Source organism: Pseudomonas bohemica, assembly GCF_002934685.1.
Classification (GTDB): Bacteria; Pseudomonadota; Gammaproteobacteria; order Pseudomonadales; family Pseudomonadaceae; genus Aquipseudomonas; species Aquipseudomonas bohemica.
Map to the genome: position 1 here is coordinate 113,070 of NZ_NKHL01000107.1, position 22,963 is coordinate 136,032.

Consider the following 22,963-nt stretch of genomic DNA (forward strand, 5'->3'; position numbering starts at 1 on the left):
CGTTCGATTTCGGAGAATTAAAACGGAATATCGTCATCGAAACTGTCGAAATCAGGTGCGGGCTGCGGCGCCTGTTGTGGAGCGGGACGCGACTCGCGCTGCGGCTGAGGAGCGGCCTGCGGGCGTGGTTGCTGTTGTGGACGAGGTGCGGAATTCTGATAACCGCCGCCACCCTGACCTTGTTGCGCGTCGCCTTGTGGACGGCCGCCCAGCAGTTGCATGGTGCCCTGCATGTCGACAACGATTTCAGTGGTGTAACGCTTGATGCCGTCTTTTTCCCACTCGCGGGTCTGCAGCTTGCCTTCGATGTAGACCTGCGAACCTTTACGCAGGTACTCGCCGGCGATCTCTGCGACCTTGCCGAACATCGACACGCGGTGCCATTCGGTCTTTTCGACTTTCTGACCGGTTTGCTTGTCGGTCCATTGCTCGCTTGTCGCCAGACTCAGGTTGGTCACGGCGTTACCGTTAGGCAAGTAGCGAACTTCGGGATCCTGGCCACATGTGCCGACCAATATGACTTTGTTAACCCCACGGGCCATAACGTTCTCCTAGGCTTCACACGTTTCCGACGCTGGATTGACCACTTCGTCGAAAGACGCCCGATCCAACAGTTCTTTGTCAAATTTGATATAGATGGCGGCCTCGTCGGCCACCACTACTGCATCTGTTACTCCACGTACGGCCAACACGCGATCGGCAAGACCTGTGTCGCGTTGAGCCTCGGGCGACAACGGCAGGCGAAGGCTGGTCACGTACGGAGGTTCGCGCATGGTAACAGCAAACGCGAGCCAAATGGCGGCCAGACCAGCGCCGCCGAGGAACACAACACCAAGCCCGCCGTGCTGAAACAGCCAGCCACCGAGGATGCCGCCAGCGGCGGAACCGAGGAACTGGCTGGTGGAGTAAATCCCCATCGCCGTGCCCTTGCCACCCGCCGGAGAGACCTTGCTGATCAACGAAGGCAGCGAGGCCTCCAGCAGGTTGAACGCGGTAAAGAACACCACGGTGCCGATCACCAACGCCCGAAGCGTGTCGCCGAACTCCCAGAAGAATAGCTCAGTGACCATCAGCACCAAGACTGCACCCAGCAAAATCCGCTTCATCTGGCGTTTCTTCTCGCCGTAAATGATGAACGGGATCATGGCGAAGAACGAGATCAGCAGTGCGGTCAGGTAGACCCACCAATGTTGTTCCTTGGGCAAGCCGGCTTTTTCGACCAGCGCCAACGGCAATGCGACGAAACTGGACATCAGCATGGCGTGCAACGCGAAGATACCCAAATCCAGACGCAGCAGATCCGGATGGCGCAGCGTTGCCCCAAGCGCTTGACGCGCCAGGCCCGACTCGCGGTGTTGCAGCGTGACCGTCGACTTGGGCACAACGAACGCAACGATCACGATGCCGATCAGAGCCATTGCCCCGGTAGCCAGGAAAAGTCCGGACAGGCCGAACGCGCTGGTCAGGATAGGTCCGACCACCATGGCGACGGCGAACGAAACACCGATGGTCATGCCGATCATCGCCATGGCTTTGGTGCGGTGCTGCTCGCGGGTGAGGTCAGACAGCAATGCCATCACTGCCGCCGAGATAGCGCCGGCACCTTGGAGAATCCGGCCGGCAATCACGCCCCAGATCGATGTCGATTGCGCTGCCAGTACGCTGCCCAGGGCAAAGACCACCAATCCCAGATAAATGACCGGCCGCCGGCCGATACGATCGGAAATGATCCCGAATGGAATTTGCAGCACCGCTTGGGTCAGGCCGTATGCGCCAATCGCCAGGCCAATGAGCGCGGGGCTTGCGCCAGCCAGGTCCATGCCGTAGGTCGCCAGGACCGGCAAAACCATGAACATGCCAAGCATACGGAACGCGAACACCAGCGCCAGACCGCCCGCTGCGCGGGTTTCGCTGCCACTCATGCGCTCGCTGTGAGAATCGTGCATGGAAGAACCTCATGTGAACCGGCGGCGATTCTACCAGTCCCATCGATGTACAGCACATACGACGCTTTGCCGCGCATCGCCGGAAACTTCTTTTTCACAGATATGGCCTGGCGCTTTTCGATAGTGTGCATCCATCCAGTATTTGGCCGTATACTCCTGCGTTTTGACGCCCGCCGTGCGAGGCCACCTTGGACAAGATCCTGATTCGTGGGGCTCGAACCCACAACCTGAAAAACATCGACCTTACCCTGCCACGGGACAAGCTGATCGTCATAACCGGGCTCTCCGGTTCCGGCAAATCATCGCTGGCATTCGATACGCTCTACGCCGAAGGGCAGCGCCGCTACGTCGAATCGCTGTCGGCCTATGCACGTCAGTTCTTGTCGATGATGGAAAAGCCTGACGTCGACACCATCGAAGGCCTGTCGCCAGCGATCTCCATCGAGCAGAAGTCCACGTCCCACAACCCGCGCTCGACTGTCGGCACCATTACCGAAATCTACGACTACCTGCGCCTGCTCTATGCCCGCGTCGGTCAGCCTCGCTGCCCTGATCACGACATTCCGCTGGAAGCACAGACGGTCAGCCAGATGGTCGATCTGGTACTGGCAGAGCCCGAAGGCAGCAGGTTGATGCTGCTGGCCCCCGTGGTCCGTGAGCGCAAGGGCGAGCATCTGGCGGTATTCGAAGAACTGCGCGCCCAAGGCTTCGTACGTGCGAGAGTGAACGGCAAGCTGTGCGAGCTCGACGAACTGCCAAAGTTGGATAAACAGAAGAAACATTCCATCGATGTCGTCGTGGACCGCTTCAAAGTCCGCACCGATCTGCAGCAGCGTCTGGCAGAGTCTTTCGAGACCGCATTGAAGCTGGCTGACGGCATCGCGTTGGTCGCTCCGATGGATGATGAGCTGGGTGAAGAGATGATCTTCTCCGCGCGCTTCGCCTGCCCGATCTGCGGCCACGCGATCAGCGAGCTGGAACCCAAGCTTTTCTCGTTCAACAACCCGGCAGGCGCGTGCCCGACGTGCGACGGCCTGGGCGTGAAGCAGTTCTTCGATACCAAGCGTCTGGTCAATGGTGAACTGACGCTGGCCGAAGGTGCCATACGCGGCTGGGACCGGCGCAACGTTTATTACTTCCAGATGCTCGGCTCGCTGGCGAAGCATTATGGGTTCAGCCTGGAGGTCCCGTTCAAGGAACTGCCGGCCGATCAGCAGAAAGTCCTGCTCAGCGGCAGCGGCAGCCAGAACGTCGATTTCCGTTACCTGAACGACCGTGGCGATATCGTGAAACGTGCGCACCCATTCGAGGGCATCGTGCCTAATCTGGAGCGCCGCTACCGCGAAACCGAGTCTGCCACCGTGCGTGAAGAACTGGCCAAGTTCCTGAGCACTCAGCCCTGCCCGGACTGCCGTGGCACACGCCTGCGCCGTGAAGCACGGCACGTGTGGGTCGGCGAGAAGACTCTGCCGGCAGTGACCAATCTGCCGATCGGCGATGCAACGGACTACTTCGGCGAATTGAAGCTCACTGGGCGCCGCGGCGAAATCGCTGACAAGATTCTCAAAGAGATCCGCGAGCGTCTGCAGTTTCTGGTCAACGTTGGCTTGGACTACCTGACGCTGGATCGCAGCGCGGACACCCTGTCCGGCGGTGAAGCCCAGCGTATTCGTCTTGCGAGCCAGATTGGCGCCGGCCTGGTGGGGGTGATGTACATCCTCGATGAACCGTCCATCGGCTTGCATCAGCGTGACAACGATCGGCTGCTGGACACCCTCCGGCACCTGCGTGATATCGGTAACACCGTGATTGTCGTCGAGCATGACGAGGACGCGATTCGTCTAGCGGACTACGTGGTCGACATCGGCCCGGGTGCAGGCGTCCATGGCGGCAGTATCGTTGCCGAGGGCACGCCGCAAGAAGTTATGGACCACCCGGATTCGCTGACTGGCAAGTATCTGTCCGGTCGGGTAAAGATCGAAGTCCCGGTCAAGCGCACACCGCGCAACAAGAAGCTCTCCCTCAAACTGAAAGGCGCGCGCGGCAACAACCTGCGTAACGTCGATCTGGAAATCCCGATAGGGCTGCTCACGTGCGTGACGGGGGTCTCCGGCTCGGGCAAATCGACGCTCATCAACAACACCCTGTTCCCGCTCAGCGCTACTGCGCTCAACGGTGCGACGACGCTGGAAGCCGCTACGCACGACACCATCGACGGTCTGCAGCATCTGGATAAGGTGGTAGACATCGACCAGAGCCCGATCGGCCGCACGCCGCGTTCCAACCCGGCGACTTACACGGGCCTGTTCACACCGATTCGTGAGCTGTTCGCTGGCGTGCCTGAGTCGCGCTCCCGTGGTTACGGTCCAGGGCGCTTCTCCTTCAACGTCAAAGGTGGTCGCTGCGAGGCGTGCCAGGGCGATGGTCTGATCAAAGTGGAGATGCACTTCCTGCCGGACATCTATGTCCCGTGTGACGTCTGCAAAAGCAAGCGCTACAACCGTGAAACTCTTGAGATCAAGTACAAAGGCAAGAGCATCCACGAAGTGCTGGAAATGACCATCGAGGAAGCACGCGCGTTCTTTGACGCCGTGCCAGCGCTGGCGCGCAAGCTGCAGACCCTGATGGATGTCGGTCTGTCGTATATCAAGCTGGGTCAGTCGGCTACCACGTTGTCAGGCGGCGAAGCACAGCGGGTCAAGCTTTCTCGTGAGCTCTCCAAGCGCGATACCGGCAAGACGCTGTATATCCTCGACGAACCGACTACCGGCCTGCACTTCGCGGACATTCAGCAGCTGCTGGACGTCCTGCACCGCCTGCGTGACCACGGCAACACCGTGGTGGTGATCGAGCACAACCTGGACGTGATCAAGACCGCGGACTGGCTTGTCGATCTCGGGCCGGAAGGCGGCTCTAAAGGTGGGCAGATCATCGCGACCGGCACCCCGGAGCAGGTTGCCGAGATGAAGCAGTCCTATACTGGGCACTACCTCAAACCGTTGCTGGAGCGTGACCGCGCCTGACCCGGCTTTGGAGGTCGCGGAATGAAAAGCCCCTGTCATGGTGACCATGACAGGGGCTTTTTCTTGAATTGAAATCAGAACTGCGATTGCAGGTAATTTTCCAGGCCGATGGTCTTGATCAGACCCATTTGCTTTTCGAGCCAATAGGTGTGGTCTTCTTCGGTGTCGGCCAACTGAACACGCAGGATGTCGCGGCTGACGTAGTCCTTATGCTGCTCGCAAAGGGCGATGCCCTTGCAGAGTGCGGCGCGAACCTTGTATTCCAGACGAAGATCACTGGCGAGCATCTCAGGAACCGTAGTGCCGACGTCCAGATCATCCGGGCGCATACGAGGGGTACCTTCAAGCATCAGAATTCGGCGCATCAACGCATCAGCGTGTTGCGCCTCTTCTTCCATCTCGTGGTTGATTCGCTCATAAAGCTTGCTGAAACCCCAGTCCTCGTACATCCGCGAGTGAATGAAATACTGGTCGCGCGCAGCCAGTTCGCCGGTCAGCAGCGTGTTTAGGTAATCGATGACGTCCGGGTGGCCCTGCATTGCCGCAAATCTCCTTCTCGAAAGCCGATAGTCTGAACCAACATTAAAGGAAGGTCACCGGCAAAGAGCAGAAAAACGAAGAAATTCTGTGATTTCCTGACATTTGGTGCCAAAAAACGGGCGAAATGAGGGGAGTTCTCTTTATCACTAAGAGTTAGCGCGATTTTCTTGAAATCAATTGATAACGCGTTGTATTTAGGCGAAGACCAGAAAACAAAAAAACCGGGCACTAGGCCCGGTTCTTCGTAAAGACTGATGTCTTATTCAGCGGCTTCTACGGAGCCACCGATAGGACGATCAACCAGCTCGACATACGCCATAGGCGCGTTGTCGCCAGCGCGGAAACCGCACTTCAGGATACGCAGGTAGCCACCCTCACGGGTTGCATAGCGCTTGCCCAGATCGTTGAACAGCTTACCAACGATTTCTTTCGAACGAGTACGGTCGAAAGCCAGACGACGGTTAGCAACGCTGTCGATCTTGGCCAGAGTGATCAGCGGCTCGGCAACGCGGCGCAGTTCCTTGGCTTTCGGCAGGGTAGTTTTGATCAGCTCGTGCTCGAACAGCGACACCGCCATGTTTTGGAACATGGCCTTGCGGTGAGAGCTGGTACGGCTCAGGTGACGTCCACTTTTACGATGACGCATGGTTCATTCCTTACCAAACACAACGTTCGGTGATTACGACGATCAGGCAGTCGCCTTGTCGTCCTTCTTAAGACTTGCAGGCGGCCAGTTGTCGAGGCGCATGCCGAGGGAGAGACCACGAGAAGCCAGAACGTCCTTGATTTCAGTCAAGGATTTCTTGCCCAGGTTCGGAGTCTTCAACAGTTCCACTTCAGTGCGCTGAATCAGGTCACCTATGTAGTAAATGTTCTCCGCCTTAAGGCAGTTGGCCGAACGTACGGTCAGTTCCAAATCGTCAACCGGACGAAGCAGGATCGGATCGATCTCGTCTTCCTGTTCGACTACAACAGGTTCGCTGTCACCTTTAAGGTCGACGAACGCAGCCAACTGCTGTTGCAGAATGGTTGCTGCACGACGGATAGCCTCTTCAGGATCCAGGGTACCGTTGGTTTCCAGATCAATAACCAGTTTGTCCAGGTTGGTGCGCTGTTCGACACGGGCGTTTTCCACCACGTAAGCGATACGACGAACCGGGCTAAACGAGGAGTCGAGCTGCAAGCGACCAATGCTGCGGCTTTCGTCTTCGTCGCTCTGACGCGAGTCTGCTGGTTCATAACCGCGACCACGAGCTACAACGAGCTTCATGTTCAGGGCGCCGTTAGACGCCAGGTTAGCGATTACGTGATCGGGGTTAACGATCTCGACATCATGATCCAGCTGAATATCGGCAGCGGTAACCACCCCCGAACCCTTCTTCGACAAGGTCAGCGTAACTTCGTCTCGACCGTGCAGCTTGATAGCCAGACCTTTAAGGTTCAACAGGATTTCAATGACATCTTCCTGTACACCTTCGATGGCGCTGTACTCGTGGAGTACACCGTCGATCTCGGCCTCGACTACTGCACAGCCGGGCATGGAGGACAACAGGATGCGGCGCAGCGCGTTGCCCAGGGTATGGCCGAAACCACGCTCGAGAGGCTCGAGAGTGATCTTGGCGCGGGTTGGACTGACAACCTGTACATCAATGTGACGGGGTGTCAGGAACTCATTTACCGAAATCTGCATGGATGCACCTATTTTCTAGCCCTTACTTGGAGTAGAGCTCGACAATCAGGCTTTCGTTGATGTCGGCGGACAGATCACTGCGAGCTGGAACGCTTTTGAAGACGCCAGATTTTTTCTCAGTGTCTACTTCTACCCATTCTACGCGGCCACGTTGGGCACACAGATCGAGAGCCTGGACGATACGCAGCTGGTTCTTCGCTTTTTCACGAATAGCAACCACATCACCAGCACGAACCTGGTAGGACGGAACGTTTACGGTTTTGCCGTTTACGCTAACCGACTTGTGCGATACCAGTTGACGCGATTCGGCACGAGTAGAACCGAAGCCCATACGGTATACGACGTTGTCCAGACGGCATTCGAGCAGTTGCAGCAGGTTCTCACCAGTTGCGCCTTTCTTGCCGGCAGCTTCTTTGTAGTAACCGCTGAACTGACGCTCGAGAACGCCATAGATACGACGGACTTTCTGCTTCTCACGAAGCTGAGTGCCATAGTCGGACTGGCGACCGCGGCGTTGGCCGTGGATACCAGGTGCTGCTTCAATGTTGCACTTCGATTCGATAGCGCGCACGCCGCTCTTCAGGAAGAGATCGGTGCCTTCGCGACGAGCGAGTTTGCATTTTGGACCAATGTAACGAGCCATTCTTTACAATCTCCTGGATTACACGCGGCGCTTCTTCGGCGGACGGCACCCGTTGTGCGGGATTGGCGTCACGTCGGTGATGCTGGCGATCTTGTAGCCACAGCCGTTCAAAGCACGGACAGCGGATTCACGACCTGGACCTGGGCCCTTGACGTTCACGTCGAGGTTTTTCAGGCCATATTCCAGCGCAGCTTGACCAGCACGCTCAGCAGCTACTTGAGCAGCGAACGGGGTGGACTTGCGGGAACCGCGGAAACCCGAACCACCGGAGGTAGCCCAGGAAAGAGCGTTGCCTTGACGGTCGGTAATGGTCACGATGGTGTTGTTAAAAGAAGCATGGATGTGGGCGATGCCATCAACCACTGTCTTTTTAACTTTCTTACGAGGACGAGCAGCAGGTTTTGCCATGATTTAATTCCTGTCGATTCGCTGGGGCGATTACTTGCGGATCGGCTTACGCGGACCTTTACGGGTACGCGCGTTGGTCTTGGTACGCTGACCGCGCACTGGAAGACCGCGACGATGACGCAGACCGCGGTAGCAACCGAGGTCCATCAAGCGCTTGATTTTCATGTTGATTTCGCGACGCAGGTCACCTTCAGTGGTGAACTTCGCGACTTCGCCACGCAGCTGTTCAATCTGCTCATCGCTCAGATCTTTGATCTTCGCCGCCGGGTTAACCCCGGTGGTAGCACAGATTTTCTGTGCAGTCGTGCGACCAACACCATAGATGTAGGTCAGCGAGATAACAGTATGCTTGTTATCTGGAATGTTAACGCCTGCAATACGGGCCATTCAGTGGGACTCCAATTGACAGCTACCTACGCCCCGGAAGCCAAGAAATAGGGCGCGAGATAATATCGCTGTAATAACAAATAATCAACCCAGCAGCGCACTAGCTGCTGGGCTTTTAGCACAGATCACACTCAGCCTTGGCGCTGTTTGTGACGTGGTTCCGCGCTGCAAATTACTCGAACAACACCTTCGCGGCGAATAATCTTGCAGTTACGGCACAGCTTTTTCACCGATGCACGAACTTTCATCACCAACTCCTCGAACCTTATGGGTGCTTCAGCGCAGCATGCCGCTGCCGTAGCCCTTCAGGTTGGCTTTCTTCATCAGGGATTCATACTGGTGCGAAACGAGGTGAGATTGCACTTGGGACATGAAGTCCATCACAACCACGACCACGATCAGCAACGAGGTCCCGCCAAGGTAGAACGGCACGTTTGCAGCAACCACCAGGAACTGGGGCAACAAGCACACGGCCATCATATAAAGAGCACCGAACATGGTCAGCCGAGTCAGAACGCCATCGATATAACGCGCAGACTGCTCACCAGGACGGATACCCGGAATAAAGGCACCGGACTTCTTCAGGTTTTCCGCTACGTCTTTCGGATTGAACATCAACGCCGTATAGAAGAAGCAGAAGAAAATAATCCCTGCACTAAACAGCAGAATATTCAACGGCTGACCAGGAGCGATCGACTGCGAGATGTCCTGCAACCAGCCCATACCTTCAGACTGACCGAACCAGGCACCCAACGAAGCCGGAAACAGCAAGATGCTGCTCGCAAAGATAGCCGGAATCACACCAGCCATGTTCACTTTCAGCGGCAAGTGGCTGGTCTGCGCAGCGAAGACCTTACGGCCCTGCTGACGCTTGGCGTAGTGAACGGCGATACGACGCTGACCACGCTCAATGAACACCACGAAACCGATGATCGCTACTGCCAGCAAACCGATGGCGACCAAAGCGAAAATGTTGATATCACCTTGACGCGCAGACTCGAAAGACTGCCCTATCGCTCTCGGAAGACCGGCGACGATACCCGAAAAAATCAACATCGAGATACCGTTACCAACACCGCGCTCTGTGATCTGCTCGCCCAGCCACATCATGAACAGTGCACCAGCCACGAAGGTGGTGACAGCCACGAAGTGGAAGCCGATATCTGCAGAGAAAGCAACGCCCTGGCCGGCCAAACCAATGGACATGCCAATAGCTTGAACCAGGGCCAGGACGACAGTGCCATAGCGGGTGTATTGGCTGATCTTGCGACGACCAGCCTCACCTTCCTTCTTCAACTGTTCCAGTTGCGGGCTGACAGCGGTCATGAGCTGCATGATGATCGATGCCGAAATGTACGGCATGATCCCCAGCGCAAAAATACTCATGCGCTCCAGCGCACCACCGGAAAACATGTTGAACAAGCTAAGAATAGTCCCCTCATTCTGTCGAAACAGGTCCGCCAGCCGATCAGGGTTGATACCAGGAACTGGGATATGCGCACCGATCCGATAGACGATAATCGCCAGGAACAGAAAACGCAGACGAGCCCAGAGCTCGGACAACCCGCCACTTTTGCTGAGCGCTGAGAGAGCACCTTGCTTAGCCATTTATTCCTCGAACTTGCCGCCAGCTGCTTCGATAGCCGCACGCGCACCTTTGGTGGCTGCGATACCTTTGAGGGTGACCGCGCGAGTAACCTCACCGGACAGCATGATTTTCACGCGCTGTACGTTTTGGTTGATCACGTTGGCATCCTTCAGGGACTGCACAGTTACAACGCCTTCCACTTTAGCCAGCTCGGATGTACGAACTTCCGCACGATCCATAGCCTTCAAAGAGACGAAGCCGAACTTAGGCAGACGACGATGCAACGGCTGTTGGCCGCCTTCGAAGCCCGGAGCGATGGTACCACCGGAGCGGGAGGTCTGACCTTTGTGGCCACGGCCACCGGTCTTACCCAAACCACTACCGATACCACGGCCCGGACGATGCTTCTCGCGACGGGAACCCGGCGCTGGACTCAGATCATTGAGTTTCATCGATTAACCCTCGACTCGCAGCATGTAGTAAGCCTTGTTGATCATCCCACGGTTTTCCGGGGTATCAGCGACTTCTACAGTGTGACCGATGCGACGCAGACCAAGACCCTTAACGCACAGCTTGTGGTTAGGGATGCGGCCGGTCATGCTTTTGATCAAAGTAACTTTAACGGTAGCCATGATCAGATGATCTCCTCAACGTTCAGGCCGCGCTTGGCAGCGATGGACTCAGGAGACTGCATAGCCTTCAAACCCTTGAACGTTGCGTGAACAACGTTGACCGGGTTGGTCGAACCGTAGCACTTGGCCAGAACGTTCTGAACACCAGCAACTTCCAGGACAGCACGCATTGCGCCGCCAGCGATGATGCCGGTACCTTCAGAAGCAGGTTGCATGTAAACCTTCGAAGCGCCGTGGGCGGACTTCATGGCGTACTGCAGAGTGGTGCCGTTCAGATCAACTTGGATCATGTTGCGACGAGCAGCTTCCATTGCCTTCTGGATCGCAGCAGGCACTTCACGCGACTTGCCACGGCCGAAGCCAACACGGCCCTTACCATCACCAACCACGGTCAACGCAGTGAAAGTGAAGATACGGCCGCCTTTTACGGTTTTTGCTACGCGATTAACCTGAACCAGCTTCTCGATGTAGCCTTCGTCGCGTTTTTGGTCGTTATTTGCCATAACTTAGAACTCCAGCCCGCCTTCACGAGCAGCATCAGCCAGCGCCTTGACGCGACCGTGGTACTTGAAGCCAGAACGATCAAAAGCCACTTGCGATACACCGGCGGCTTTCGCACGCTCAGCGATCAGCTGGCCAACTTTAGTGGCCGCGTCGATGTTGCCAGTGGCGCCATCACGCAGTTCTTTGTCCAAAGTCGAGGCGTTTGCCAGGACTTTGCTGCCGTCGGCCGAAATGACCTGGGCATAAATGTGCTGCGAAGAGCGGTACACGCAGAGACGCACGACTTCGAGTTCGTGCATTTTCAGGCGTGCTTTGCGAGCGCGACGCAGTCGGGTAACTTTTTTGACGGTCATTTGCTATGCCCTACTTCTTCTTGGCTTCTTTACGACGGACGACTTCGTCCGCGTAACGCACGCCTTTGCCTTTGTATGGCTCTGGACGGCGGAAGTCGCGGATCTCAGCGGCCACTTGACCAACCAACTGCTTATCGATACCACGGATGAAGATATCGGTTTGGTTGGGGGTCTCAGCGGTGATGCCTGCTGGCAATTCGTAGTCCACTGGGTGCGAGAAGCCAAGGGCCAGGTTCAGCACCGTGCCTTTTGCTTGCGCTTTGTAACCAACACCGACCAGCTGGAGCTTGCGCTCGAAGCCTTGGCTTACGCCTTGGACCATGTTGTTTACCAACGCACGAGTGGTACCGGCCATTGCGCGAGTCTGTTGATCGCCATTGCGAGCAGCGAAACGCAGCTCACCAGCTTCTTCAACGATTTCAACGGACGAATGAATGTTCAGGTCCAGAGTGCCCTTGGCACCCTTCACCGAAAGCTGCTGGCCGACGAGTTTGACTTCGACGCCTGCTGGCAACTTAACGGGGTTCTTAGCTACGCGTGACATGCTTATCCCCCCCTTAGAACACAGTGCAAAGCACTTCGCCGCCGACACCGGCAGCGCGCGCAGCACGATCCGTCATCACACCCTTGTTGGTGGAGACGATAGACACACCGAGACCGCCACGAACTTTTGGCAGATCATCGACGGACTTGTACTGACGCAGGCCTGGACGGCTAACGCGCTTGACCTCTTCGATGACCGGACGGCCTTCGAAGTATTTCAGCTCGATAGACAGCAAGGGCTTGGTTTCGCTGCTGATCTGATAACCCGCAATGTAGCCTTCGTCTTTCAGGACTTTAGCTACAGCCACCTTCAAAGTGGAGGATGGCATGCTTACGACGGGCTTTTCGGCCATCTGGGCATTACGGATACGAGTTAGCATGTCCGCTAACGGGTCCTGCATACTCATGGGCTAGACGCTCCTAATACAAAATAATTAGCCTTACGGCTACTGCTTGTCGCCACAAAAACTCGGGCACGTGAGGACACGGGCTCTGGCGAGCCGGCAATTCTAGACGTACGCCGGAAACGAATCAAGCCCCAAAAGGGGCTTGATTTGAATTCAGGTCTCACGCCGGTCAGTTTCCGAAGATCTCGACCAGCGCGATACGAGAAGTGCGGCTTACCAGCTGGCTTTAACCAGACCTGGTACGTCACCACGCATGGCAGCTTCACGCAGCTTGTTACGGCCAAGGCCGAACTTGCGGTAAACGCCGTGCGGACGACCAGTCAGGCGGCAACGGTTACGCATGCGCGAGGCACTGGCGTCACGTGGTTGCTTTTGCAGGGCAACTGTCGCTTCCCAACGTGCTTCCGGACTTGCGTTCAGATCCACGATGATTGCTTTCAGTGCTGCACGCTTGGTGGCGTACTTGGCAACGGTAAGCTGACGCTTCAGCTCACGGTTTTTCATGCTCTTCTTGGCCATGGTCCTACTCCAGTCAGTTGCGGAACGGGAACTTGAAAGCACGCAACAATGCGCGACCTTCTTCGTCCGTACGAGCAGTGGTGGTCAGGGTAATGTCCAGACCGCGCAGGGCATCGATCTTGTCGTAATCGATTTCCGGGAAGATGATCTGCTCTTTTACACCCATGCTGTAGTTGCCACGACCATCAAAGGACTTGGCATTCAGGCCGCGGAAGTCGCGAACCCGAGGCAGGGAGATCGACAGCAGACGATCCAGGAACTCGTACATACGCTCACGGCGCAGAGTCACTTTGACGCCGATCGGCCAACCTTCACGGACTTTGAAGCCAGCGATGGACTTGCGAGCGTAGGTCACGACGACTTTCTGGCCGGTGATCTTTTCAAGGTCAGCAACAGCATGCTCAATGACTTTCTTGTCACCGATCGCTTCGCCCAGACCCATGTTCAGGGTGATCTTTGTTACGCGTGGAACTTCCATCACGTTCGACAGCTTAAGTTCTTCCTTAAGCTTCGGTGCGATTTCCTTCCAGTAAATCTCTTTCAGTCGTGCCATGGTCTTCTACCTAGCAGTGTTCAAGCATCAACCGCTTTTTGGGTCGACTTGAAGACACGAATTTTTTTGCCGTCTTCAACTTTGAAACCAACGCGGTCAGCCTTGTTGGTTGCGCCGTTGAAAATGGCGACGTTGGAAGCGTGCAGTGGCGCTTCTTTCTCGACGATACCGCCCTGTACGCCCGACATCGGGTTAGGCTTGGTATGACGCTTCACCAGGTTGATCCCACCGACAACCAGACGGTCGTCAGCGAGAACCTTGAGCACCTTACCGCGCTTACCTTTGTCTTTGCCGGCGATCACGATGATCTCGTCGTCACGACGAATCTTTTGCATGTCGGATCTCCTTACAGCACTTCTGGGGCGAGCGAGACGATCTTCATGAACTTCTCAGAGCGAAGTTCACGGGTCACTGGCCCAAAGATACGGGTGCCGATCGGCTCTTGCTTGTTGTTCAACAGAACAGCAGCGTTGCCATCGAAGCGGATGATGGAGCCGTCTGCACGACGAACACCGTGGCGAGTGCGGACTACTACTGCAGTCATCACTTGGCCTTTCTTCACCTTGCCGCGAGGAATTGCTTCCTTGACGGTTACTTTGATGATGTCACCGATACCAGCGTAACGACGATGAGAGCCACCAAGCACCTTGATGCACATAACGCGGCGTGCGCCGCTGTTATCGGCCACATCGAGCATGGATTGAGTCTGAATCATATAATTTCTCCGACCCCTAGCCCTTAGACTTCCACAGCGCGTTCGAGAACATCAACCAGCGCCCAAGATTTGGTCTTGGCCATCGGACGAGTTTCACGAATAGTGACTTTGTCGCCGATGTGGCATTGATTGGTTTCGTCGTGCGCGTGCAGCTTAGTCGAACGCTTAACGTATTTACCGTAGATAGGGTGCTTTACGCGACGCTCGATCAGTACGGTGATGGTCTTGTCCATCTTGTCGCTGACGACACGGCCAGTCAGCGTACGGACGGTTTTTTCGGCTTCAGCCATGATTACTTACCTGCCTGCTGGTTGAGCACAGTCTTCACGCGAGCGATGTCACGCTTAACTTGCGAGAGCAGGTGAGACTGCCCCAACTGGCCAGTTGCTTTCTGCATACGCAGATTGAACTGGTCGCGCAGCAAGCCGAGCAGTTGCTCGTTCAGTTGCTGTGCTGATTTTTCACGAAGTTCATTCGCTTTCATCACATCACCGTCCGCTTAACAAAGGAGGTGGCGAGCGGCAGCTTTGCAGCAGCCAGGGCGAAAGCCTCACGCGCCAACTCTTCGGAAACACCCTCGATTTCATACAGGACTTTACCTGGCTGAATCTGGGCAACCCAGTATTCGACGTTACCCTTACCTTTACCCATCCGAACTTCGAGTGGTTTTTTGGAAATAGGCTTGTCCGGGAATACACGGATCCAGATCTTGCCGCCACGTTTTACGTGACGGGTCAGAGCACGACGCGCTGACTCGATCTGACGAGCGGTGAGACGACCACGAGCAACAGACTTCAGCGCATATTCGCCGAAGCTGACTTTGCTACCGCGCAGTGCCAGACCACGGTTGTGGCCGGTCATCTGCTTGCGGAACTTCGTACGCTTTGGTTGCAACATTTGGCGTACCCCTTACTTGGCAGCTTTTTTACGAGGCGCTGGTGCTTGAGGTTTCAGCTCTTCCTGGCGACCACCAATTACTTCGCCTTTGAAGATCCAAACCTTGACACCGATCACACCGTAAGTGGTGTGAGCTTCGTAGGTGGCATAGTCGATATCGGCACGCAGGGTGTGCAGTGGCACACGACCTTCGCGATACCATTCAGTACGTGCGATTTCAGCACCGCCGAGACGACCGCTCACTTGGATTTTGATGCCTTTGGCACCAATGCGCATGGCGTTCTGTACGGCGCGTTTCATGGCGCGACGGAACATCACACGACGCTCCAGCTGCTGAGCTACGCTCTGAGCAACCAGCATACCGTCAAGTTCCGGCTTGCGGATCTCTTCGATATTGATGTGCACAGGCACACCCATTTGCTTGGTCAGGTCCTGACGCAGTTTCTCAACATCTTCACCTTTCTTCCCGATAACGATACCTGGACGAGCGGTGTGGATGGTGATGCGTGCAGTTTGAGCCGGACGATGGATATCGATACGGCTAACGGACGCGCTTTTTAGTTTGTCTTGGAGATACTCACGCACCTTCAGATCTGCGAGCAAATAGTCCGCATAAGTCCGACCGTCTGCGTACCAGACGGAGGTGTGCTCCTTGACGATTCCCAGGCGAATGCCAATGGGATGTACTTTCTGACCCATCTCTTCGACTCCGTTACTTGTCAGCAACCTTGACAGTGATATGGCAAGACCGCTTGACGATGCGATCAGCACGGCCTTTGGCACGTGGCATGATGCGCTTCAGCGAACGCCCTTCGTTGACGAAAACGGTGGAGACCTTAAGGTCATCAACGTCTGCGCCTTCGTTATGCTCGGCGTTGGCTACGGCCGACTCCAGCACTTTCTTCATGATCTCGGCGGCTTTCTTACTGCTGAAAGCCAACAGGTTGAGCGCTTCGCCCACCTTCTTCCCGCGGATCTGGTCGGCGACCAAGCGGGCTTTCTGGGCGGAGATTCGAGCGCCCGACAACTTAGCGGCTACTTCCATCGTTCCTTACCCCTTAACGCTTGGCTTTCTTGTCTGCCACGTGCCCACGATAAGTGCGGGTACCGGCAAACTCGCCCAGTTTGTGGCCGACCATGTCTTCGTTCACGAGAACAGGAACATGCTGACGACCGTTATGCACAGCAATGGTCAGACCGACCATTTGCGGCAGGATCATGGAACGACGCGACCAGGTTTTAACTGGTTTGCGATCGTTCTTTTCCGCCGCCACTTCGATCTTCTTCAGTAGGTGAAGATCAATAAAAGGACCTTTTTTCAGAGAACGTGGCACTGTCGTATCCCTCTATTTACTTGCGACGACGGACGATCATTTTGTCGGTACGCTTATTACCACGAGTCTTCGCGCCCTTAGTCGGGAAGCCCCACGGCGATACCGGATGACGACCACCAGAGGTACGACCTTCACCACCACCATGTGGGTGGTCAACCGGGTTCATGGCAACACCACGAACGGTTGGGCGAACGCCACGCCAGCGCTTGGCACCAGCTTTACCCAGCGAACGAAGGCTGTGCTCGGAGTTCGAAACTTCACCCAAAGTTGCACGGCATTCGGACAGGACTTTACGCATTTCACCGGAGCGAAGACGCAGAGTCACGTAGACACCTTCACGAGCGACCAGCTGAGCCGAAGCACCAGCGGAACGAGCGATCTGAGCACCTTTACCAGGCTTCAGCTCAATACCGTGAACGGTGCTACCAACTGGAATGTTGCGCAGTTGCAGAGCGTTACCCGGTTTGATTGGAGCCAACGCACCTGCAATCAGCTGGTCGCCAGCACTCACACCCTTCGGTGCGATGATGTAACGACGCTCGCCATCTGCATACAGAAGCAGTGCGATGTGAGCAGTACGGTTTGGATCGTATTCGATACGCTCGACGGTGGCAGCGATGCCATCCTTGTCGTTGCGACGGAAGTCGACCAGACGGTAATGCTGCTTATGACCACCACCAACGTGACGAGTGGTAATGCGGCCATTATTGTTACGACCACCAGACTTCGATTTTTTCTCGAGCAGCGGTGCGTGAGGAGCGCCTTTATGCAGCTCCTGGTTGACCACCTTGACCACAAAACGGCGGCCAGGGGAAGTCGGTTTGCATTTAACGATTGCCATGATGCACCCCTTCCTTACTCAGCACTGCTGCTGAAATCGAGATCTTGGCCTGGTTGAAGGGAGATAACCGCCTTCTTCCAGTCATTACGCTTGCCCAGACCGCGAGCAGTGCGTTTGGTCTTACCCAGAACGTTCAGGGTAGTCACACGCTCTACTTTCACGCTGAACAGGCTTTCGACGGCCTTCTTGATTTCCAGCTTGGTTGCATCAGTAGCAACCTTGAAAACGAACTGACCTTTTTTGTCTGCCAGAACCGTAGCCTTTTCGGAAACGTGCGGGCCAAGCAGAACTTTAAATACGCGTTCCTGGTTCATCCCAGCAGCTCCTCGAATTTCTTCACGGCCGACACAGTGATCAACACTTTGTCGTATGCGATCAGACTAACTGGATCGGAACCTTGCACGTCACGTACATCAACGTGGGGCAGGTTACGAGCAGCCAGGTACAGGTTCTGATCAACAGCGTCCGACACGATCAAAACGTCGGTCAGGCTCATGTCGTTCAGCTTGCCCAGCAGATCTTTGGTTTTAGGAGTTTCAACAGCGAAATCCTGAACCACGACCAGACGATCAGTACGAACCAGCTCAGCAAGGATGGAGCGCAGAGCAGCGCGATACATCTTCTTGTTGAGCTTCTGAGTGTGGTCCTGAGGACGTGCCGCGAAAGTGGTACCGCCGCCACGCCAGATTGGGCTACGGATAGTACCGGCACGAGCGCGGCCAGTACCCTTCTGACGCCATGGGCGCTTGCCGCCACCGGAAACGTCGGAACGGGTCTTTTGCTGCTTGCTACCTTGACGGCCGCCAGCCATATAGGCCACGACTGCTTGGTGAACCAGCGTCTCGTTGAACTCGCCGCCAAATGTCAGTTCGGAAACTTCGATCGCTTGAGCGTCATTTACATTTAATTGCATGTCAGCTTCCCCTTAACCGCGAGCCTTGGCTGCTGGACGTACAACCACGTTGCCGCCAGTAGCGCCAGGAACAGCGCCCTTGACCAACAACAGATTGCGTTCAGCGTCCACGCGCACTACTTCCAGGGACTGCACGGTCACGCGCTCAGCGCCCATATGACCGGACATTTTTTTGCCCTTGAATACACGACCAGGAGTCTGGCACTGGCCGATAGAGCCCGGGACGCGGTGGGAAACGGAGTTACCGTGGGTGTTATCTTGACCGCGGAAATTCCAGCGCTTGATGGTACCGGCAAAGCCTTTACCTTTCGACTGACCGGTAACGTCTACCAGTTGGCCAGCTGCGAAGATTTCTGCATTGATCAGATCGCCAGCCTGGTACTCGCCTTCTTCAAGACGGAATTCCAGAACGGTACGACCAGCGGCAACGTTCGCTTTAGCGAAGTGACCTGCTTGAGCAGCAGTCACGCGCGAAGCACGACGCTCACCGACAGTGACTTGCACTGCACGATAGCCATCGCTTTCTTCGGTTTTGAACTGGGTGACGCGATTCGGCTCGATCTCGATGACCGTGACCGGAATGGAGACACCTTCTTCGGTGAAAATACGGGTCATACCGCATTTACGACCGACTACACCAATAGTCATGTTGTAAACCTCATGAGTGTACGGGGCTTTCACCCGCTATGGCCGCCCATTTCAGAGCGTTACACGACCAAGACCCAAGTCTTAGCCGAGGCTGATCTGCACTTCCACACCTGCCGCAAGATCAAGCTTCATAAGTGCGTCAACGGTTTTATCCGTTGGCTGGACGATGTCCAGAACGCGCTTATGAGTACGGATCTCGTACTGGTCGCGCGCGTCTTTGTTGACGTGCGGGGAGACCAGAACGGTGAACCGCTCTTTACGGGTAGGCAGTGGAATTGGACCACGCACTTGAGCACCAGTACGTTTCGCGGTTTCCACGATTTCCTGGGTGGATTGGTCGATCAGGCGATGGTCGAATGCCTTCAACCTGATACGGATTTGCTGATTTTGCATTGGATTTCAGACTCCAGGCTACTTCCCACCGAGCGCAATACGCCCGTTAAAAGGAGGCGCAATTCTATAGACGAGCTAACAGGGTGTCAACCCAATAAAAAAAGCCCCCGCAAGCGGAGGCTTTTTCTTAAATCAACGCTTAGGCGATGATTTTGGCTACGACGCCAGCGCCGACGGTACGACCGCCTTCACGGATAGCGAAACGCAGACCATCTTCCATTGCGATTGGCTTGATCAGTGTGACGGAAACTTTAACGTTGTCACCTGGCATAACCATTTCAGTGCCTTCCGGCAGCTCGCAGCTACCAGTTACGTCGGTAGTACGGAAGTAGAACTGTGGACGGTAGCCTTTGAAGAACGGAGTGTGACGACCGCCTTCCTCCTTGCTCAGAACGTAGATTTCAGCTTCGAACTGAGTGTGAGGCTTAACGGTGCCTGGCTTAACCAGAACTTGACCACGCTCAACGTCATCACGCTTGGTACCACGCAGCAGAACGCCGCAGTTCTCGCCAGCACGACCTTCGTCCAGCAGCTTGCGGAACATTTCAACACCAGTGCAAGTAGTCTTGGTGGTGTCACGCAGCCCCACGATCTCGACTTCTTCCTGGATTTTGATGATGCCACGCTCAACACGACCAGTCACAACAGTACCGCGACCCGAGATCGAGAATACGTCTTCGATTGGCATCAGGAATGGCTTATCGATAGCACGAACTGGTTCTGGGATATAGCTGTCCAGAGTTTCAACCAGTTTCTTAACGGCCGAGGTACCCATTTCGTTGTCGTCTTGGCCGTTCAGAGCCATCAGAGCCGAACCGATGATGATCGGAGTGTCGTCGCCTGGGAACTCGTAAGTGCTCAACAGGTCACGAACTTCCATCTCAACCAGTTCCAGCAGTTCAGCGTCGTCAACCATGTCAGCCTTGTTCAGGAAGACAACGATGTACGGAACGCCAACCTGACGGGACAGCAGGATGTGCTCACGGGTTTGCGGCATCGGGCCATCAGCGGCCGAGCAAACCAGAATCGCGCCATCCATCTGAGCAGCACCGGTGATCATGTTTTTTACGTAGTCGGCGTGACCTGGGCAGTCAACGTGCGCATAGTGGCGTACGGCCGAATCATATTCAACGTGAGCGGTGTTGATGGTGATACCACGGGCTTTTTCTTCTGGCGCGCTGTCGATTTTATCGAAGTCGACCTTAGCCGAACCGAAAACTTCGGAGCAGACACGAGTCAGTGCTGCGGTCAGAGTGGTTTTACCGTGGTCAACGTGACCGATGGTGCCAACGTTGACGTGCGGTTTGTTACGTTCAAATTTTTCTTTAGCCACGACAAATAACTCCTAGCCTAAAGGCGCTGAATCAGCCTTGTTTTTTGGTTACAGTGTCGACGATGTGCGACGGAGCTGTATTGTATTTTTTGAATTCCATAGAGTAGCTTGCGCGACCTTGGGACATGGAGCGAACGTCGGTCGCATAACCGAACATCTCGCCCAACGGAACCTCAGCGCGAATTACCTTGCCGGAAACCGTATCTTCCATACCCAGGATCATGCCGCGACGACGGTTAAGGTCGCCCATCACGTCACCCATATAGTCTTCAGGCGTAACAACCTCTACCGCCATGATCGGCTCAAGCAGCTCACCACCGCCCTTCTGGGCCAGTTGCTTGGTCGCCATGGAAGCAGCCACCTTAAACGCCATCTCGTTCGAGTCGACGTCGTGGTAAGAACCATCAAACACGGTAGCCTTCAGGCCGATGAGCGGATAGCCGGCAACAACGCCGTTCTTCATCTGCTCTTCAATACCCTTCTGGATAGCCGGGATGTATTCCTTAGGAACCACACCACCCACCACTTCGTTCACGAATTGCAGACCTTCCTGACCTTCGTCAGCAGGTGCAAAACGGATCCAGCAATGACCGAACTGGCCACGACCGCCGGACTGACGAACGAACTTGCCTTCGATTTCACAGTTCTTCGTGATGCGCTCACGATACGAAACCTGAGGCTTACCGATGTTGGCTTCGACGTTGAACTCACGGCGCATCCGGTCAACCAGGATGTCCAGGTGCAACTCGCCCATGCCCGAGATGATCGTTTGACCAGTCTCTTCATCAGTTTTGACGCGGAAAGACGGGTCTTCCTGAGCAAGCTTGCCCAGTGCAATACCCATTTTTTCCTGGTCATCTTTGGTTTTTGGCTCAACGGCAACCGAAATTACCGGCTCCGGGAAGTCCATACGAACCAGAATGATTGGCTTGTCAGCGCTGCACAAGGTTTCACCAGTAGTGACGTCCTTCATGCCAATCAAGGCCGCGATGTCACCAGCGCGTACTTCCTTGATTTCTTCACGGGCGTTAGCGTGCATTTGCACCATACGACCGACACGCTCTTTCTTGCCCTTGACCGAGTTGATGACGCCGTCACCGGAGGCCAACACGCCCGAATAAACGCGGACGAAAGTCAAGGTGCCCACGAATGGGTCGGTCGCGATCTTGAACGCCAGAGCCGAGAACGGCTCGTTGTCGTCTGCGTGACGCTCCATCTGAACTTCCTCATCATCAGGATCGGAACCCTTGATGGCAGGAATGTCGGTTGGAGCCGGCAGATAGTCGATAACGGCGTCGAGAACCAGAGGAACACCCTTGTTCTTGAACGAAGAACCGCAAACAGCCAAGACGATCTCACCAGCAATAGTACGCTGACGCAGAGCGGTCTTGATTTCCTCGTTGGTGAGCTCTTCACCCTCGAGATACTTGTTCATCAGCTCTTCACTGGCTTCAGCTGCAGCTTCAACCATGTTGCTGCGCCACTCATCAGCCAGTTCCTGCAACTCAGCAGGAATAGCTTCACGACGCGGAACCATACCTTTGTCGGCATCGTTCCAGTAAACCGCTTCCATGGTCATCAGATCGATCTGACCCTGGAAGTTGTCTTCAGCACCGATAGCCAACTGGATAGGTACAGGCGTATGACCCAGGCGCTGTTTGATCTGCGCGATTACGCGCAGGAAGTTGGCGCCGGCACGGTCCATCTTGTTCACGTAAACGATACGCGGTACGCCGTATTTGTTGGCTTGACGCCATACGGTTTCCGACTGCGGCTCAACGCCCGAGGTACCGCAGAACACAACGACCGCGCCGTCGAGCACACGCAGGGAACGCTCAACTTCAATGGTGAAGTCTACGTGGCCCGGGGTGTCAATAACGTTGAAGCGGTATTGGTCTTTGTGCTGCTTCTCGGAACCCTGCCAGAAGGCAGTAATAGCAGCAGAAGTAATGGTAATACCACGCTCCTGCTCCTGAACCATCCAGTCGGTGGTCGCGGCGCCGTCATGCACCTCGCCCATCTTGTGGCTTTTGCCGGTGTAAAAAAGGACGCGCTCAGTGGTGGTGGTTTTACCAGCATCCACGTGAGCCACGATACCAATGTTACGGTAGCGGTTAATCGGTGTAGTACGAGCCATAAAGCCCTCGCAAAAT

The 22,963-nt window shown here is 55.5% G+C and carries 34 protein-coding genes; 1 reads left to right on the forward strand and 33 read right to left on the reverse strand.

Annotated features, from left to right (window positions below):
• Nucleotides 1–17: 17 nt before the first annotated feature.
• Nucleotides 18–542: a single-stranded DNA-binding protein gene (locus CE491_RS13845; protein WP_110948910.1), complete on the reverse strand. Its 525-nt coding sequence runs from the start codon at nt 540–542 to the stop codon at nt 18–20.
• 9 nt (nt 543–551) lie between these two features.
• The gene (locus CE491_RS13850) at nt 552–1,946 is read right to left on the reverse strand and encodes an MFS transporter (protein ID WP_110948911.1); all 1,395 of its coding nucleotides are present in this window, start codon (nt 1,944–1,946) and stop codon (nt 552–554) included.
• A 188-nt stretch (nt 1,947–2,134) separates the two neighbouring features.
• Between CE491_RS13850 and uvrA the strand changes: the two genes are divergently transcribed.
• Nucleotides 2,135–4,969, forward strand: coding sequence for an excinuclease ABC subunit UvrA (gene uvrA, locus CE491_RS13855; protein WP_110948912.1), 2,835 nt, complete (start codon nt 2,135–2,137; stop codon nt 4,967–4,969).
• A gap of 74 nt (nt 4,970–5,043) precedes the next feature.
• Here uvrA and bfr read toward each other — a convergent pair whose 3' ends face one another.
• The 31 genes from bfr to fusA all read right to left on the reverse strand — a co-directional run bounded on the left by bfr (nt 5,044) and on the right by fusA (nt 22,947).
• A complete protein-coding gene (gene bfr, locus CE491_RS13860) occupies nt 5,044–5,508 on the reverse strand; it encodes a bacterioferritin (RefSeq protein ID WP_110948913.1) in 465 nt (154 codons plus the stop codon).
• 260 nt (nt 5,509–5,768) lie between these two features.
• The gene (gene rplQ / locus CE491_RS13865; protein ID WP_110948914.1) at nt 5,769–6,155 is read right to left on the reverse strand and encodes a 50S ribosomal protein L17; all 387 of its coding nucleotides are present in this window, start codon (nt 6,153–6,155) and stop codon (nt 5,769–5,771) included.
• A 42-nt stretch (nt 6,156–6,197) separates the two neighbouring features.
• Entirely contained in the window at nt 6,198–7,199 is a 1,002-nt protein-coding gene (locus CE491_RS13870) for a DNA-directed RNA polymerase subunit alpha (RefSeq protein ID WP_007970428.1), read from the reverse strand.
• A gap of 22 nt (nt 7,200–7,221) precedes the next feature.
• Nucleotides 7,222–7,842, reverse strand: a complete 621-nt coding sequence (gene rpsD, locus CE491_RS13875; RefSeq protein WP_037017742.1) for a 30S ribosomal protein S4 — start codon at nt 7,840–7,842, stop codon at nt 7,222–7,224.
• An 18-nt stretch (nt 7,843–7,860) separates the two neighbouring features.
• Entirely contained in the window at nt 7,861–8,250 is a 390-nt protein-coding gene (gene rpsK, locus CE491_RS13880; RefSeq protein WP_002555466.1) for a 30S ribosomal protein S11, read from the reverse strand.
• A gap of 30 nt (nt 8,251–8,280) precedes the next feature.
• The gene (gene rpsM / locus CE491_RS13885) at nt 8,281–8,637 is read right to left on the reverse strand and encodes a 30S ribosomal protein S13 (protein WP_004883692.1); all 357 of its coding nucleotides are present in this window, start codon (nt 8,635–8,637) and stop codon (nt 8,281–8,283) included.
• A gap of 131 nt (nt 8,638–8,768) precedes the next feature.
• Nucleotides 8,769–8,885 carry a 50S ribosomal protein L36 gene (rpmJ, locus tag CE491_RS13890; protein WP_002555468.1) on the reverse strand — a complete coding sequence of 39 codons (117 nt, stop codon included), beginning with the start codon at nt 8,883–8,885 and terminating at the stop codon, nt 8,769–8,771.
• Between the two features lie 28 nt (nt 8,886–8,913).
• The gene (gene secY, locus CE491_RS13895; protein WP_062384496.1) at nt 8,914–10,245 is read right to left on the reverse strand and encodes a preprotein translocase subunit SecY; all 1,332 of its coding nucleotides are present in this window, start codon (nt 10,243–10,245) and stop codon (nt 8,914–8,916) included.
• On the reverse strand, nt 10,246–10,677 hold the full coding sequence (gene rplO, locus CE491_RS13900) for a 50S ribosomal protein L15 (RefSeq protein WP_037017733.1): 432 nt from the start codon (nt 10,675–10,677) through the stop codon (nt 10,246–10,248). It abuts the gene before it with no gap.
• Between the two features lie 3 nt (nt 10,678–10,680).
• The gene (gene rpmD, locus CE491_RS13905) at nt 10,681–10,857 is read right to left on the reverse strand and encodes a 50S ribosomal protein L30 (RefSeq protein WP_093468886.1); all 177 of its coding nucleotides are present in this window, start codon (nt 10,855–10,857) and stop codon (nt 10,681–10,683) included.
• 2 nt (nt 10,858–10,859) lie between these two features.
• Complete coding sequence (gene rpsE / locus CE491_RS13910) at nt 10,860–11,360, reverse strand: 30S ribosomal protein S5 (RefSeq protein WP_093468883.1); 501 nt, start codon at nt 11,358–11,360, stop codon at nt 10,860–10,862.
• A gap of 3 nt (nt 11,361–11,363) precedes the next feature.
• Nucleotides 11,364–11,714: a 50S ribosomal protein L18 gene (rplR, locus tag CE491_RS13915; RefSeq protein WP_037017727.1), complete on the reverse strand. Its 351-nt coding sequence runs from the start codon at nt 11,712–11,714 to the stop codon at nt 11,364–11,366.
• A gap of 10 nt (nt 11,715–11,724) precedes the next feature.
• Nucleotides 11,725–12,258: a 50S ribosomal protein L6 gene (gene rplF / locus CE491_RS13920; protein ID WP_074758964.1), complete on the reverse strand. Its 534-nt coding sequence runs from the start codon at nt 12,256–12,258 to the stop codon at nt 11,725–11,727.
• Between the two features lie 13 nt (nt 12,259–12,271).
• The gene (gene rpsH, locus CE491_RS13925; protein ID WP_020290698.1) at nt 12,272–12,664 is read right to left on the reverse strand and encodes a 30S ribosomal protein S8; all 393 of its coding nucleotides are present in this window, start codon (nt 12,662–12,664) and stop codon (nt 12,272–12,274) included.
• 213 nt (nt 12,665–12,877) lie between these two features.
• On the reverse strand, nt 12,878–13,183 hold the full coding sequence (rpsN, locus tag CE491_RS13930; protein WP_003228726.1) for a 30S ribosomal protein S14: 306 nt from the start codon (nt 13,181–13,183) through the stop codon (nt 12,878–12,880).
• A gap of 13 nt (nt 13,184–13,196) precedes the next feature.
• Nucleotides 13,197–13,736, reverse strand: coding sequence for a 50S ribosomal protein L5 (gene rplE / locus CE491_RS13935; protein ID WP_037017720.1), 540 nt, complete (start codon nt 13,734–13,736; stop codon nt 13,197–13,199).
• A 20-nt stretch (nt 13,737–13,756) separates the two neighbouring features.
• Nucleotides 13,757–14,071, reverse strand: coding sequence for a 50S ribosomal protein L24 (rplX, locus tag CE491_RS13940; RefSeq protein WP_002555478.1), 315 nt, complete (start codon nt 14,069–14,071; stop codon nt 13,757–13,759).
• An 11-nt stretch (nt 14,072–14,082) separates the two neighbouring features.
• Entirely contained in the window at nt 14,083–14,451 is a 369-nt protein-coding gene (gene rplN, locus CE491_RS13945) for a 50S ribosomal protein L14 (RefSeq protein WP_003243907.1), read from the reverse strand.
• Between the two features lie 23 nt (nt 14,452–14,474).
• Nucleotides 14,475–14,741: a 30S ribosomal protein S17 gene (gene rpsQ, locus CE491_RS13950; RefSeq protein WP_003194644.1), complete on the reverse strand. Its 267-nt coding sequence runs from the start codon at nt 14,739–14,741 to the stop codon at nt 14,475–14,477.
• A gap of 2 nt (nt 14,742–14,743) precedes the next feature.
• Nucleotides 14,744–14,935 (reverse strand): 50S ribosomal protein L29, encoded by a 192-nt coding sequence (gene rpmC, locus CE491_RS13955; RefSeq protein ID WP_002555481.1) that lies wholly within the window; start codon nt 14,933–14,935, stop codon nt 14,744–14,746.
• The gene (gene rplP / locus CE491_RS13960; protein WP_019409905.1) at nt 14,935–15,348 is read right to left on the reverse strand and encodes a 50S ribosomal protein L16; all 414 of its coding nucleotides are present in this window, start codon (nt 15,346–15,348) and stop codon (nt 14,935–14,937) included. The genes rpmC and rplP overlap by 1 nt, the downstream gene beginning before the upstream one ends.
• Before the next feature lie 12 nt (nt 15,349–15,360).
• Nucleotides 15,361–16,047 (reverse strand): 30S ribosomal protein S3, encoded by a 687-nt coding sequence (gene rpsC / locus CE491_RS13965; protein WP_085688068.1) that lies wholly within the window; start codon nt 16,045–16,047, stop codon nt 15,361–15,363.
• Nucleotides 16,048–16,060: 13 nt separating this feature from the next.
• Entirely contained in the window at nt 16,061–16,393 is a 333-nt protein-coding gene (gene rplV, locus CE491_RS13970) for a 50S ribosomal protein L22 (protein ID WP_003103908.1), read from the reverse strand.
• A gap of 13 nt (nt 16,394–16,406) precedes the next feature.
• Nucleotides 16,407–16,682, reverse strand: coding sequence for a 30S ribosomal protein S19 (gene rpsS, locus CE491_RS13975; RefSeq protein WP_002555486.1), 276 nt, complete (start codon nt 16,680–16,682; stop codon nt 16,407–16,409).
• Between the two features lie 16 nt (nt 16,683–16,698).
• Nucleotides 16,699–17,523, reverse strand: a complete 825-nt coding sequence (gene rplB / locus CE491_RS13980; RefSeq protein WP_110948915.1) for a 50S ribosomal protein L2 — start codon at nt 17,521–17,523, stop codon at nt 16,699–16,701.
• Between the two features lie 14 nt (nt 17,524–17,537).
• A complete protein-coding gene (gene rplW, locus CE491_RS13985) occupies nt 17,538–17,837 on the reverse strand; it encodes a 50S ribosomal protein L23 (RefSeq protein ID WP_008374165.1) in 300 nt (99 codons plus the stop codon).
• On the reverse strand, nt 17,834–18,436 hold the full coding sequence (gene rplD, locus CE491_RS13990; RefSeq protein WP_110948916.1) for a 50S ribosomal protein L4: 603 nt from the start codon (nt 18,434–18,436) through the stop codon (nt 17,834–17,836). Before rplD ends, rplW begins: the two co-directional genes overlap by 4 nt.
• Nucleotides 18,437–18,448: 12 nt before the next feature.
• Entirely contained in the window at nt 18,449–19,084 is a 636-nt protein-coding gene (gene rplC / locus CE491_RS13995; protein WP_110948917.1) for a 50S ribosomal protein L3, read from the reverse strand.
• Between the two features lie 81 nt (nt 19,085–19,165).
• Nucleotides 19,166–19,477 carry a 30S ribosomal protein S10 gene (rpsJ, locus tag CE491_RS14000; RefSeq protein WP_003186070.1) on the reverse strand — a complete coding sequence of 104 codons (312 nt, stop codon included), beginning with the start codon at nt 19,475–19,477 and terminating at the stop codon, nt 19,166–19,168.
• Nucleotides 19,478–19,616: 139 nt separating this feature from the next.
• The gene (gene tuf, locus CE491_RS14005) at nt 19,617–20,810 is read right to left on the reverse strand and encodes an elongation factor Tu (RefSeq protein WP_110948918.1); all 1,194 of its coding nucleotides are present in this window, start codon (nt 20,808–20,810) and stop codon (nt 19,617–19,619) included.
• Nucleotides 20,811–20,841: 31 nt separating this feature from the next.
• Nucleotides 20,842–22,947 (reverse strand): elongation factor G, encoded by a 2,106-nt coding sequence (gene fusA / locus CE491_RS14010; RefSeq protein WP_110948919.1) that lies wholly within the window; start codon nt 22,945–22,947, stop codon nt 20,842–20,844.
• Nucleotides 22,948–22,963 lie beyond the last annotated feature (16 nt).